This is a genomic window from Streptomyces sp. NPDC002602 (genome assembly GCF_042889445.1).
In the GTDB taxonomy this organism is placed as follows: Bacteria; Actinomycetota; Actinomycetes; order Streptomycetales; family Streptomycetaceae; genus Streptomyces.
Map to the genome: position 1 here is coordinate 1,268,128 of NZ_JBIAQX010000001.1, position 12,921 is coordinate 1,281,048.

Sequence of the window (12,921 nt, forward strand, 5' to 3'; positions counted from 1 at the left end):
CCCCGGTCAGGCGATGTCGGAGGACTGTCCGACGCGGGCGGTCGGGCGTCGCTCGGCGGGTGCGGTCGCGCCGGCGGGCGTCGTGAGATCCCGACCGCGGGTCTCCTTGGCGATGGCCACGGTGAAGGTGGTGACGACGGCGGCGGCGCACAGGTACACGGAGACCGGCAGCGAGGAGCCGTGGTCCTTCAGGAGTTCGACGGCGATGATCGGTGCCAGTGCCCCCGCCACGATCGAGGCGAGTTGGGAGCCCATCGAGGCGCCGGAATAACGGACCTTGGTGTCGAACATCTCCGAGATGAACGCGGCCTGCGGACCGTACATCGCGCCGTGCAGCAGCAGGCCGACCGTCACCGCCACCGTGATCACCAGGAACGACCGGGAGTCCACCAGGGCGAAGAAGGCGAACGCCCACAGGGCCATTCCCACGGAGCCGATCATCGTGACCGGCCGGCGCCCGACCCGGTCCGACAGCGCGCCCCAGGCGGGGATGGTGACGAAGTGGACGGCGGACCCGATCAACACGGCGTTGAGGGCCGTGCCCTTGGACATCCCGAGGTGAGTGGTCACGTAGACGAGGAGGAAGGAGGTCAGGACGTAGTACGAGATGTTCTCGCCGAACCGGGTCCCGATCGCCGTGAGCACCTCGCGCCAACTCTTGCGGAACACCTCGACCACGGGCGCCTTCCGCGCGACCGCGCCGGACCTCCTCGCCTCGGCCGCCGCCTTCGCCTGCGCGGCGAGGAAGACCGGCGACTCGGAGACCGAGATCCGTATCCACAGGCCGGCGATCACCAGCACCCCCGACAGGAGGAACGGGACGCGCCAACCCCAGGCGAGGAAGGCCGCCTCGGACTGTACGGAGGCGAGCAGCGCCAGTACCCCGGTGGCCAGCAGATTCCCGCCGGGCGCACCCGACTGCGGCCACGATGCCCAGAAACCGCGGTGCTCGTCGCCCCCGTGCTCGGAGACGATCAGCACGGCACCACCCCACTCGCCGCCCAACGCGAAGCCCTGCACGAGCCGCAGGACCGTGAGCAGGACGGGCGCCCCGACCCCGATCGTGCCGTACGTGGGCAACAGCCCCATGGCGAAGGTGGCCCCGCCCATCAGGAGCAGGCTCAGCACGAGCAGCTTCTTGCGCCCGACCTTGTCGCCGAAGTGCCCGAAGACGATCCCGCCGAGGGGGCGCGCGAGGAAACCGATGGCGTAGGTGACGAACGCGATCAGCGTTCCGGTCAGCGGGTCCGCGGTGGGAAAGAACAGCTTGTTGAAGACGAGGGCGGCGGCGCTTCCGTAGAGGAAGAAGTCGTACCACTCGATGGTGGTCCCGATGAGGCTCGCGGCGACGATCCGTCTGATGCCGGACGGAGCCTTCGGGGCGGTTGCGGGGGAGACCATGTGCACCACTTCCAGGGGCCTGTGGGGACGTTCCGTGTCGGCACAACGTAGGAGTCCACAGGTCGGCGGTACATGTGGGCGGTCATCACAATCAGGCACCTTCCTGTGTGCCCGGACGCCACAGCACCGGAGCCGACGCCTCCCGGTGCCCCCGTCGCCCATGGCGGCGAGCAAGGCCCCGCGTCGTTCCCCCGGACGCGGGGCCTTGCTCGCCACCAGCGCGGCGACTCGTGTCGTCGCCCCCGCTCGTCAGCCTCCCTGGCCGGCGCTTCCGATCGGGCCGACCTTGACGGGGGAGCCGGTGCCCTCCGTGACGGGCAGGGTGGCTGCGCCCGGCCAGGCGAGGGTGACCGACTTCGTCTCGTCCGGCGGGGTCACGACCAGTCCCGTGACGCGGACGCCGGAGCCGCCCGACGCGTTGAGCGGGTAGGTGACGCCGAAGGAGACCGCGGCGCCCTTCTTGAGGGTGGTCGCGCCGGGGTGCTCGCCGGTGCGCTTCGCGGACAGGGAACCCGAGGCCGTCTTCACGTCGACGCCCGCGTACTCGGAGAGCGTGCAGTCCTTGCCGCCGCGGTTCTTCAGTTGTACGGCGACGGTGCCTTCGGTGTCGCCGCCGACGGTGCCGTCGATCGCCGTGATCTCCAGGTCGCCTGTGCGGCACTTGTCGGTCTTGCCCTTGTCGGAGCCGGTCCCGGCCCCGGCGGCCGTGCCCTTCCCGTTGGAGCCCGTGCCGGCAGAGCTCTTGCCGCCGCCCTGGTCCGAACCGCCCGAGCTCGAACCGCCGCCCGAGGAGGGCGGGGTGGACGCGGCCGGTGTCGCGGTGGACGCGGACGACGGGCTGCCTTGTGCCGCACCGTCATCGCCGTTCTGGCACGCCGTGAGCGAGAGGCCGGCGGCGACGGCCAGGGCTGTGAAGGTGAGCTTGTGAACGCGCATCGTTGCTTCCTCGGAACTCGGTGGGTGGCATCGGCCGCTCGGGTCGGTACGAGCGAACGCCTCTGATACCCAAGACCCATCCGGCCGAAGGGCCGTTCCGCCCAACCGTTCCCTCATACCTTCCTGTTACACGCACTGGCCGGGGCCGCGCGCGACCGTCCGGTTCGTCGCGCCGGAGGACGCCGCCGACCAGCCGGGAAGAGGGTTCCCGCCACTGTTCGGACCTGTTCTCGGCCATCCGCCCGCTGGGACGGATCCGTGACGTGATTGATCTTGACCCCAGGTGGTGGCATGCCCTCCTCAAGCGCGATTCGTCACGGAGTGTGAAGGCCGAGCGGCCACTCGGCGCGGCTCCCGGAGGGTGGCGGCCCCGGTGGTTCGGGGCGCGCCGGGCCGTACCGGCAGTGGTCACCGGTGGTGTCACGCGCGCCGGCCGAGCCGGAGTGTTCACGTTGTGGACGGTCGTCCCCGACGCTCCCACCTGCTGCTACAGTCCCGTCCATGCAGCACACCACCACCCTCGCCATGATGCGAATGATGCCCCCACCCCCGGAGGCGCTTCGCTAGCGAAGCCGTGTGCGCACCAGCTGCGACGGACCCTCCGGAAACGGAGGGTCCGTTTTTTGTTGCCCGGACCCGCCCCGAATCCGGACCCGGTCGCCGTCGGTCCCCGGCCGTCGGCTCTTCCCGCTCACCGTCACCCGACCCGCCCACCGTCACCGACCCGCCCGCCCCCCGAACCGCCCGTCACCGACAGAAGGCGAAGTACCCGCCATGTCCCACTTGCCAGTCGTCGCCCTCACCGACTGCGCCGATCCCAACGCGCTGGCCCGTCAGTCCGCCCGGATCGCCACCCTCTTCGGCGTCACACCGACGGTCCTGCCGCTCGGCGGACCGGACCCGGAGGGCGCCGCCGCCCTCACCCTGCTCGATCTTCTGCGTTCCACGGACCTGACCGGCGGGCCGACCCGGCCGGTGGTCGTCATGGTCAACATCGCCCCGCGGGACGGGCACTGGCCCAACGGCGTGCCGTTCTGCTACTTCCGCCACGGGCAGCACCTTGTCATCAGCACGGTGAACCACCGCGTCCTCGCCCCGCTGGCGACCTACCTGGGCCTGGAGGAGGTCCAGGTGACCGACGTCCGTGAGGTGCTGGAGGCCGCTGCCGCCGATTGGGCCGAGCTGGCGGACACCGAGGTCGAGGAGATCGTACGGACCCAGTTCCGCAGCCTCTGGTACGTGCCGCTGCTGGCCCGCTGGCTGGCGGACGGCCGTCCCGTTCCCGCGCAGCCCCTGGCCGTGCGTGCGCCCGCCGAGCAGGCGGTGCGGGTCGCCGTCGTGGACAACTTCGGCAACTGCAAGTTGGACCGTCCCGCCCTCGAACTGCCGGGCTACGACGGTACGGACGGGCTGACCGTCCACAGCCGGCGCGACGGCCGCGGGGTCAGGGTGCGATGTTACGACCGGCTGCCCGACGTCCCGCTCGGCGAACCCGGAATCACCGTCGGAAGTTCCGGGATCGGCTTCGCGGAGCTGGTCGTTCGCGGCGGATCGGCGGCCGAACTGTTCGGTCTGCGCCAGGGTGATCAGGTATTCCGTCTCGCCGGCTGACATGTGATCAGCGCGTTCCCCGACGGTGTCTGACGAGATTGACACCGCGCTCCACCACCCGGAATGCTGAAACGCATGTCCGGAACCATCCCGCTGGTACGCCGCCGCCACGTCGACAACGTGCGCTGCGCCGCTGATCTGTGTCGCTGAGCGCACGGCTTCCGCCCGTTCCCGTACCTCTTTTCCGGACCCTTTCGAAGGACCCTCCATGTTCCGCACCCGCATCACCTTTGCGGCTTCCGCCGTCGTTGTCCTGCTGGCGGCCTCCGCCTGCGCACCCCAGCCGGAGAGTCCTGCCGGCGTGGCCGGATCCGCCGGCCCCACCTGCACCACCGCCAGCGCCGGCCTCCACAAGAGCGGGCAGTTGACCGTCGCGACCGATTCCCCGGCCTACGCGCCCTGGTTCGACAGCAACACCCCGGCCAACGGGAAGGGTTTCGAAAGCGCCGTGGCCTACGCGGTGGCCGGGAAGCTCGGATTCGCTCGGGACCAGGTGAAGTGGGTCGTCGAACCGTTCGCCCATTCCTACGCCCCCGGGGCGAAGAACTTCGACTTCGACATCAACCAGATCTCCATCACCCCGCAGCGCGCGAAGGCGGTGGATTTCTCCGGCAGCTACTACACGGCCGACCAGGCCATCCTGACGCTGAACGACTCCGGTTTCGCGAAGGCCACTTCGCTGGGTGAACTGAAGGACGCCAGGATCGGCGTCCAGGTCGCCACCACCAGCTACCAGGCGGTACTGGACCAGCTCAAGCCCGCGCGCCGACCGAGCGTGTTCAACACCACCAACGACGAGGTCAACGCGCTGAAGAACGGTCAGATCGACGCGATCGTCACCGACCTGCCGACCGTGTTCTACCTCGCCGGCTCGGAGCTGGACAACGCCAAGATCATCGGACAGTTCGGCTACGCGGGCGGAACCCCCGAGGAGTTCGGCCTGGTCCTGCCCAAGGGCAGCGGCTACACCCCCTGTGTCAACCAGGCCCTGAGTGCCCTCAAGGCCGACGGCACACTCGCCAAACTCACCTCGCAATGGCTGTCCGCTTCGGCGAACGTCCCCGAGCTGAAGCCGTAGCGGGCCGACCGTGGACCTCGTGAAGACGGCCGCCCGGAAACAGCCGGCCACACCGCCCAACGACACTCACCGACCCAGCGAACGCGAGCAGGAGCGGGAGCGGTACCGCCGCTCCCGCAAACGACGCCACACCTGGATCGCCGCCCTGTGCACCCTGCTCTGCCTGGCGGCGATGGCGGCGGCAGCGGTCACCTCGCCGGGCTGGGAGCGCGTGCACAGCCTGTTCCTGGACGGCGCCGAGTTCCGGGACGCGTTCCCCGAACTCCTGCGGGCCTTCTGGCTCAACATCCAGATGTTCCTGATCGCCGAAGTGCTGATCCTGGTCCTCGGCCTGCTGATCGCCCTGGTACGGGTGACCCGCGCACCCGGACTGGCACCGCTGAGGCTGGCCGCGACCGTCTACGTGGACGTCTTTCGCGGCGTGCCGACCCTGCTCCTGGTCTTCCTCGTCGGGTTCGGGCTGCCGGCCCTGAGGCTGCAGGGCACCCCCTCGGAGCCCTGGGTGCTCGGAGTGATCGCCCTGGTCCTCTCCTACAGCGCCTACGTCGGCGAAGTGCTGCGCGCCGGACTGAACTCCGTCCACCCCGCGCAACGCAACGCCGCGCGCGCCCTGGGGCTGGGCGAACGACAGACCCTGCGACACGTGGTGCTGCCACAGGCGGTGCGCAACGTGCTCCCGCCCCTGCTCAACGACTTCATCGCACTGCAGAAGGACACCGCGCTGGTCGCCGTCCTCGGTCCGTTGGAGGCGCTGCGGGCCGCGCAGATCAAGGCGGACTACGACTTCAACTACACCCCGTACCTGGGAGCGGCTGTCTTGTTCATCGCGGTGACCATTCCGTTGACCCGCTTCGCCGATCGGCTCCAGCGCCGTGCGGCGCAGCGAACCTGGGCGGAGGCGGGCCGATGAGCGGGCCGCTGCTGCGGATCCGCGGCGTGCGCAAGCAGTACGGGTCGCGTCTCGTCCTGCGCTCGATCGACCTGGACGTCGCCGAGCACCAGGTCGTCTGCCTCATCGGCGGCTCGGGTTCGGGCAAGTCCACCCTGCTGCGCTGCGTGGACCTGCTGGACGTCGTCGACGACGGCACCATCCACCTGGGCGAGAGCGAACTGACCGACCCCCGCCTGGATCCCGACGTCGCCCGCAGGCGGATCGGCATCGTCTTCCAGGCCTACAACCTGTTCCCGCACCTGAGCGTGCTGGACAACATCACGCTCGCGCCGCGCCGGGTCCACGGCGTCCCGCGCAAGCGGGCCGAGGAGTCGGCCCGCGAACTGCTGGCCCGACTCGGACTCGCGGACAAGGCGCACGAACACCCCGACCGGCTGTCCGGCGGACAGCAACAGCGCGCCGCCATCGCCCGGGCACTGGCCACCGAGCCGGAGCTGCTCCTCTTCGACGAGATCACCTCGGCCCTCGACCCCGAACTGGTGGGCGAGGTGCTGGACGTGGTCGCGGACCTCAAGCAGCGCGGCCTGACCATCCTCATGGCCACGCACGAGATGGGCTTCGCCCGACAGGTCGCGGACCAGGTCTGCTTCCTGGAGGACGGCGTGATCGTGGAACAGGGCACCGCGGAGCAAGTCCTCACCGCCCCGCGGGAGCAGGCCACACAACGCTTCCTCACCCGGGTACTCGACCGCTCGCTGTGACTTGGTGAACCTTTCCGGTCACAGCACTAGGGTGTGGAGGAGTCGTAGGACAGGAGCCGCCGTCGGCAGGGCGGTTGATCGGCCTGATGGTCGGTCGGACATGACGGAGGGGCCGTGTTGGATCGTCTGGCCGGAACGGACCCGCGCGGTGGGCGTGTGCCCGGCCGGCCGGCGCCCGCGGTGCTGCCCCCGTCGCTCCGCGCGTGGATCGGGCTGATCGCGGTCCTCGCCGCGCTGGTGGTCGCCCTGCTCGGGTTCCTGTACGCCGGTCACAGCGAGCCCGGCACGGTGGACGCGTGGGTCCACTCGGCGGTGTACGGAGTGCGATCGCCGTGGAGGCACGTCGCTCTGGCCACGGACTTCCTGGGGGAGCCCGCCGGAGCGGCGGTGGTGGTCACGGCCGTGGTCGGGGGCTGCCTGCTGCTCCGCAGTCCGCGTGCTGCGGTGCTCGTCGTCGCCGGTGTCGGCGTGACGGTGGGGACGACGACGCTGCTCAAGCACCTGGTGGGGCGCACCATCAATGGCGGGTACCTGTCCTACCCGAGCGGGCACACCGCCTTCCTCACCGCCCTCGCCCTCGTGGGGGCGCTGCTCGCGACCGGTCGCCTCGGTCTCGGCCGGACGGCCGGCACGCTCCTCGCGCTCGCCGCGGCGCTGGTCGCCGGGGCCACCATGGGCTGGGCGCAGGTCGCCCTGGGCGCGCACTACCCGACCGACGTCCTCGGTGGCTGGTGCACCGCGCTGGCGCTGGTACCGGCGACCGCGTGGCTGGTCGACCGGACGGCTGACCGGATGGCCGACCGGCCGGACAACACCGGTCGGCACCAGTCCCACTGACCTCACGTCATGTCACGCCAGGCGGCGGAACACGGGCTTCACCGGACGCTCGGCCAACCAAGGGTTCGGGTCGGCGGCGTCCAGCGCCTTCCGGTACACCGCACACGCCTGGGCCACCACGTCGACGGTGTGATCGATGTCGGCGTCGTCGAGCGCGCTGCTCACCACGAACGACGGGGCCAGCACCCCGCCCGCGAGGAGCCGGCGCAGGAACAGGGTGCGGTACCGCTGCGACGGCCGCAGGTCCTTGTCGAGGGTGGCGAAGACCAGATTGCTGGCACGGCCCTTGACGACGACGTGGTCGCCGACGCCCATGGCCGCCGCGGCCTCGCGTACACCGGCGGCCAGCCGCTCGCCGAGGTCGTGCAGCCGTGCGGTGACGCCTTCCTCGGCATAGGTGGTCTGCACGGCCATCGCCGCGGCCAGCGAGTGCGTTTCCGCACCGTGCGTGGTGGACAGCAGGAACACCCGGTCGCCGGAGTGACGCAGCCCGCCCCGCTCCATCAGGTCGCGGCGCCCGGCCAGCGCCGAGACGGCGAATCCGTTGCCCAGTGCCTTGCCGAACGTGGAGAGGTCGGGGACGACGCCGTACAGGCCCTGGGCGCCCGCCTCGGACCAGCGGAAGCCGGTGATCATCTCGTCGAAGATCAGTACGCAGCCGTGCCGGTCGGCCAGCTCGCGCAGGCCGGCGAGGTACCCGGGCGGCGGCTCGGTGTGGCCGGCGGGTTCCAGGATCAGGCAGGCGATCTCGTCCTGGTACCGGGTGAGCAGCTCCCGCGTGGCGGCCAGGTCCCCGTAGGGGAAGGCCACGGTGAGTTCGGTGGTCGTCGCCGGAATGCCGGCGGACATCGGAGTGGTGCCGATGAACCAGTCGTCGACGGAGAAGAACGGATGGTCGCCGCAGACGGCGACCCTGGGGCGCCCGGTGACGGCGCGGGCCAGACGGACCGCGGCGGTGGTGGCATCGGAGCCGTTCTTCGCGAACTTCACCATCTCGGCGGTAGGCACCGTGGCCAGGAATCGTTCCGCGGCCTCGACCTCGACGATGGACGGCCGGACGAAGTTGCTGCCGCGGTCGAGTTCCCGCCGTACCGCCTCGACCACGCGGGGGTGGGCGTGGCCCAGGCTGACCGACCGTAGGCCCGAGCCGTACTCGATGTAGCGGTTGCCGTCCACGTCCCACACGTGGGCACCGCGGCCGTGACTGATGACCGGGGCCAGGTTCTCGGGGTACTGGTCGTCGCCCTTGGCGTAGGTGTGCGCGCCTCCCGGGATCAGGGCGTGCAGCCGCTCGTTGGCCAGCCGCGAGCGGGGCAGCCGGAAGTCGTCGGTCTCTTGGGCGTCTTCGGTGTCTTCGGTGTGCACGCCGAACCTCAACCTTCCTGGTGCTTGAGGACCTCGGCGAGGCTCGGCGCCTCCCGGTCCCGCCGGGACATGGATACGACCGGCAGCGGCCAGGGGATGGCGAGCTCCGGGTCGTCGAAGGCGATCGTCACGTCCTCGGCCGGATCGTGCGCGCGGTCGATCCGGTACGAGGTGTCGGCGGTCTCGGTCAACGCCTGGAAACCGTGCGCGCACCCGGCCGGGATGTACAGGGTCGCCTGGGTCTCGCCGGACAGCTCGAAGAAGGCCCGGCCGCGGTAGGTCGGCGAGTCGGGCCGCAGGTCCACGACGACGTCGAAGATCTTCCCGTACGAGCACCGCACCAGCTTGGCCTCGCCCGCGCCGGAGCGCAGGTGCAGGCCGCGCAGAACGCCCCGGACCGAGCGGGACACGCTGTCCTGGATGAAGGCGTTCGGGTCGAGGCCCACCGAGCGGACCAGGCCGGCGTCGAAGGTCCGGCAGAAGAAACCGCGCTCGTCGGCGTACGGCGTCGGTTCGAACAGGTACGCGCCCGCGATCGTCGGGACTTCGGTCGCCTTCATGGGGTCTCCCGCAGGGCGTGGGTGTGGACGGCCGCCGGGAAGACGGCCGCGGTCAGGGCGGTGAACTGCCGGTCGAGTTGCCGGACGGCGACCGCGTTGCGCTCGGTGAGGACCCGGCGCAGCTCCGCCGACCGTTTCTCCAGCTCCCGGAACTGTTCGAGCAGGCGGTCGGCGTCGACCTCGCGAGCCGGGTGGCAGTACGCCTCCAGCCCCATCCGCGCCATGAGCGCGTCGCTCTTCGCCGCGTAGCTCAGCGCGAGCGTCGGGGTGCCGACCTTCAGCGCGCAGATCAGGTTGTGGTAGCGGGTCGCCACCACGGTGTCGGCAGCGGCCGTCTCCTCCATCAGGTCGGCCAGCGAGGCCGCCTCGGCAGCGGTGACCAGCGGCGAGTCCACCGCGTCGAGGATCGCGGCGACCACCGGCGCGTCGCACGCGTCGCCGGTGAGCAGCCGGACCGGCCTGCCGTCCTCGACCAGCGCGCGGACGAAACGGATCGTCCCGTCGAGGTAGCGCCGGTGGATCTCCTCGGCGCGGGCGCGGTCGTCGTCGCCACCGTGGAAGGCCATGACACCGACGGCGACCGGGCCCGGCGGGTCCGAGGGAGCGCCGGCCCGCGGCGTCGGCAGGGCGAACGCCAGGTCCGGGTAGACCTCGTCGTGCGTGGTGTCCACGCCCATCGCCCGCATCGCGTCGCGGGACAGGGCGTCCCGGTACGACCGGTAGCCGGCCAGCCGCGCCGACCAGCGCACGAGGGTGCGGGTCGGGCGGTTGCCGATCGCGGCGGCCCCGACGCCGACCAGCGCGACCCGGGTGCCGAACAGCCTGCCGGACGCGCAGAGCAGGAACAGCGAGTACGGGAAGCCCCACGGACGCAGCGGCAGCGTGGCCTCCAGGACGCCCATGCCCGGCACGATCACCACGTCGTGCCGGCGCACCCAGCCGGCGGTGCGGAAGACGTCGACGATCTTGCCCAGACCCTTGCCCGCGATCGCGCCCGCCCGCGACGCGGTCCGGTACTCCCCGCGGTACCAGTGCAGTCGCGTCGCGGGGATGCCGTACCGGGCCGTGACGACCTCGGGTCCGCCGCACAGCGCGTCCACGACCGCCCCCGGGTGCTCGGCGCGGAGGTACCCGAGGACGGCTTCGAGCGACCCGTCGTTGCCGAGATTGCCGGAGCCGAGCAGGCCGAACACCCCGACACGCGTCCGGGTTCCGTCTCGGGGGGTCATGCCCGCCTCCCCTCACGGCCGGCGACGAGGGCGTCGACGGAGACGTCGAGGAGGGACGCGTCGACCGGGGCGCGGTCCTCGACCCGCTCGCCGGCGCCCGGCCGGAACCGGCTGGTCATCCACGCGGCCAGGTGGCGCCGGCACGCGCGCCGGTCGGACGGTGACAACGGCGCCCGCCGGATCGCCGAGGCGAAGCCCCACACGTACTCGGCGAGCAGCCGGGGCGTCGGGTGCAGCGGGCCCGCCCGGCGCGGGTCCAGATTGACGCACCGGGAGCGCTTGGAAGGGTTCGCCCGCTCGGCGCGGGTGGGATGGTCGCGACGGAAGTACAGCAGCTCCGGCACCTGGTGGAAGGGCCCGTGCAGGGTGATCTCGGCGACGAACGTGCGGTCCGCGTGGTGGTAGCTGTCGTGCGGCTTCACCCGGCGCAGCACGTCCGCCCGCATCACCCCGTAGAAGTCGTCGCCACCGGGTTCGAACAGCAGGCTGCGGAAGCGCTCCGGCGCGTGGGGGGAGTCGGTGGCGAGCCCGTACTCGTACGGGACCGTCACCTTGCCGTCGCCGTCGATGACCGCCTGGCCGCTGTGCGCGAGGATCACGTCCGGCCTCTCGTCCAGCGCCTCCACACAGCGCCGCAGCAGGTCCCGGGCGTACAGGTCGTCGTGCGAGGCCCACTTGAACAGTTCGCCGCGGCACTCGGTGAACACGTGGTTGTGGTTCGGCGCCGCTCCGATGTTCCGGGGCAGCCCGAGGTAGCGGATCCGTGAGTCCCGCGCGGCGTAACGGCGGCAGATGTCCCGGGTCCCGTCGGTCGAGGCGTTGTCGGAGATGACCAGCTCGAAGTCCTCGTAGGTCTGGCCGAGCAGGGCGTCGAGCGACTGCTCCAGGTACTCCTCGCCGTTGTAGACGGGCAGGCCGATGCTCAGCCGGGGTTGGGCGGTCATGATGTCCTCACTTCGGGGATGTGGTCGTGGTGGCGCTCGCGCAGGGCGGACCGCAGGTGCAGCCACCACACGGCCGAACCGCAGACGGTCGCGCCGGCGACGCCCCAGGCCGAGCCGACCGTGCCGGCCACGGCGGCCCCGCCGAGCCCGCCGCCGACGTAGCAGGCGGAGGCGAACAGTTGGCAGCGCAGGCTGCGCCGCGCCGCGGCGAGCGCGCGCAGCCCGGCCGCCGCGCCGCTGCCGAGGCCGGCGCCCGCGACGCCGAGCGTGGCCGGCAGGATGAGTTGCGAGGCGGAATGCCAGACGCCGCCGAGCACGAACTCGCCGAGCCGGTCCGGGACCAGCAGCAGCGCCCCGCCCCAGAGCAGCGCGGCGGCGGCCTGCCCGCCGCCCAGCGCGAGGCAGAACGGGCCCAGCCGGTGCGGGGCCTGCCGCAGCACCCGCGCCGCCTCGGCGACGGTGACGAGCGACAGCCCCATCAGCAGGGCGAGGAACGGGCCGAGCAGCAGCTCCGCGCCCCGGACCGCACCCACGGCGCCGACCCCGACGATCGCACCGAGCCCGTACGCCCGCAGTTGGCTCGCGCCGCTGAGGGTGACGTTCTCGACCAAGTACCGGTAGCCGAGATCGCGCTGCTCGCGAAGCCACTCGCGAGCCCGGGACAACCGGGGCAGCATGCCGGACTGGAAGCAGCCGTACCCCGCGGCCACCGCGGCGGACGCGCCCCAGGCGAGAACGAAAGCGGCCACGCTGCCCACGCGGGCGGCGATGACCATGGCCGGGACGAGGGCGATGCCCCACACGAGGTCGTTGGCGAAGGCCTTGTGGCCGGTGCCGGCGGCGAAGAACGCGAACCGCCAGGCGTCCTGCAGCAGCAGCGCCGGCAGCACGACGCCGAGGCAGGCGAACGCGGGCCCCACACTGCCGCCGAGGCCGAGCCCGACCAGCAGACACGCCGCGCCGAGGACGATGCCGACGCCGAGCGCGGCCCCCGACGAGCGGGCCGCCGCCACCCGCGACGAGGCTTCCGGCGCACCGCTGAAGCGCACCACGAGCGGGTCGGTGGCCAGCCCGCGCGCGACGTTGAGCACCACGCCGTAGGTCAGCCAGGCCAGGCTGAACACGCCGAACGCGGCAAGCCCCAGCGAGCGTGCCACGTAGATGCCCACCGCGAAGTTGGTCATGCTGGAGGCCGCCTGATCGGCCAGCCCCCAGGACAGCCGGCCGAGGACGGCCCGCGCGGCGGACCGCCGGCCCTCCTCGGCCCGGACCGCCGGTGTCGCCGTCTTCTCCCCCTCGGTGGTCAT

General features: G+C 71.7%; 12 protein-coding genes. 5 read left to right on the top strand and 7 right to left on the bottom strand.

Features of this window, described 5'->3' with window-relative positions:
• Window positions 1-6: 6 nt before the first annotated feature.
• Both ACFYW3_RS05205 and ACFYW3_RS05210 read right to left on the bottom strand, forming a co-directional pair.
• Entirely contained in the window at window positions 7-1,401 is a 1,395-nt protein-coding gene (locus tag ACFYW3_RS05205) for an MFS transporter (RefSeq protein WP_389385583.1), read from the bottom strand.
• Window positions 1,402-1,650: 249 nt separating this feature from the next.
• A complete protein-coding gene (locus tag ACFYW3_RS05210; protein ID WP_389385584.1) occupies window positions 1,651-2,337 on the bottom strand; it encodes a DUF4232 domain-containing protein in 687 nt (228 codons plus the stop codon).
• A 774-nt stretch (window positions 2,338-3,111) separates the two neighbouring features.
• Here ACFYW3_RS05210 and ACFYW3_RS05215 point away from each other — a divergent pair.
• The 5 genes from ACFYW3_RS05215 to ACFYW3_RS05235 all read left to right on the top strand — a co-directional run bounded on the left by ACFYW3_RS05215 (window position 3,112) and on the right by ACFYW3_RS05235 (window position 7,516).
• Window positions 3,112-3,948, top strand: a complete 837-nt coding sequence (locus tag ACFYW3_RS05215) for an SAM hydroxide adenosyltransferase (RefSeq protein ID WP_389385585.1) — start codon at window positions 3,112-3,114, stop codon at window positions 3,946-3,948.
• A gap of 208 nt (window positions 3,949-4,156) precedes the next feature.
• Complete coding sequence (locus ACFYW3_RS05220) at window positions 4,157-5,026, top strand: ABC transporter substrate-binding protein (protein ID WP_389385586.1); 870 nt, start codon at window positions 4,157-4,159, stop codon at window positions 5,024-5,026.
• A gap of 10 nt (window positions 5,027-5,036) precedes the next feature.
• Window positions 5,037-5,936 carry an amino acid ABC transporter permease gene (locus tag ACFYW3_RS05225; protein ID WP_389385587.1) on the top strand — a complete coding sequence of 300 codons (900 nt, stop codon included), beginning with the start codon at window positions 5,037-5,039 and terminating at the stop codon, window positions 5,934-5,936.
• Window positions 5,933-6,679 carry an amino acid ABC transporter ATP-binding protein gene (locus ACFYW3_RS05230; protein WP_351751711.1) on the top strand — a complete coding sequence of 249 codons (747 nt, stop codon included), beginning with the start codon at window positions 5,933-5,935 and terminating at the stop codon, window positions 6,677-6,679. Before ACFYW3_RS05225 ends, ACFYW3_RS05230 begins: the two co-directional genes overlap by 4 nt.
• Window positions 6,680-6,835: 156 nt before the next feature.
• The gene (locus ACFYW3_RS05235; RefSeq protein ID WP_389385635.1) at window positions 6,836-7,516 is read left to right on the top strand and encodes a phosphatase PAP2 family protein; all 681 of its coding nucleotides are present in this window, start codon (window positions 6,836-6,838) and stop codon (window positions 7,514-7,516) included.
• 12 nt (window positions 7,517-7,528) lie between these two features.
• Here the strand turns inward: ACFYW3_RS05235 and ACFYW3_RS05240 are convergent, their stop codons facing one another.
• Genes ACFYW3_RS05240 through ACFYW3_RS05260 form a run of 5 tightly spaced genes read right to left on the bottom strand, consistent with a single transcriptional unit; the run spans window position 7,529 to window position 12,921 of the window.
• Window positions 7,529-8,881 (bottom strand): glutamate-1-semialdehyde 2,1-aminomutase, encoded by a 1,353-nt coding sequence (locus tag ACFYW3_RS05240; RefSeq protein ID WP_389385588.1) that lies wholly within the window; start codon window positions 8,879-8,881, stop codon window positions 7,529-7,531.
• Window positions 8,882-8,889: 8 nt separating this feature from the next.
• Window positions 8,890-9,441 (bottom strand): dTDP-4-dehydrorhamnose 3,5-epimerase family protein, encoded by a 552-nt coding sequence (locus ACFYW3_RS05245; RefSeq protein WP_389385589.1) that lies wholly within the window; start codon window positions 9,439-9,441, stop codon window positions 8,890-8,892.
• On the bottom strand, window positions 9,438-10,670 hold the full coding sequence (locus ACFYW3_RS05250; protein ID WP_389385590.1) for a polysaccharide pyruvyl transferase family protein: 1,233 nt from the start codon (window positions 10,668-10,670) through the stop codon (window positions 9,438-9,440). The genes ACFYW3_RS05245 and ACFYW3_RS05250 overlap by 4 nt, the downstream gene beginning before the upstream one ends.
• Window positions 10,667-11,614 carry a glycosyltransferase family 2 protein gene (locus tag ACFYW3_RS05255; protein ID WP_351751716.1) on the bottom strand — a complete coding sequence of 316 codons (948 nt, stop codon included), beginning with the start codon at window positions 11,612-11,614 and terminating at the stop codon, window positions 10,667-10,669. Before ACFYW3_RS05255 ends, ACFYW3_RS05250 begins: the two co-directional genes overlap by 4 nt.
• A complete protein-coding gene (locus ACFYW3_RS05260) occupies window positions 11,611-12,921 on the bottom strand; it encodes a hypothetical protein (RefSeq protein WP_389385591.1) in 1,311 nt (436 codons plus the stop codon). Before ACFYW3_RS05260 ends, ACFYW3_RS05255 begins: the two co-directional genes overlap by 4 nt.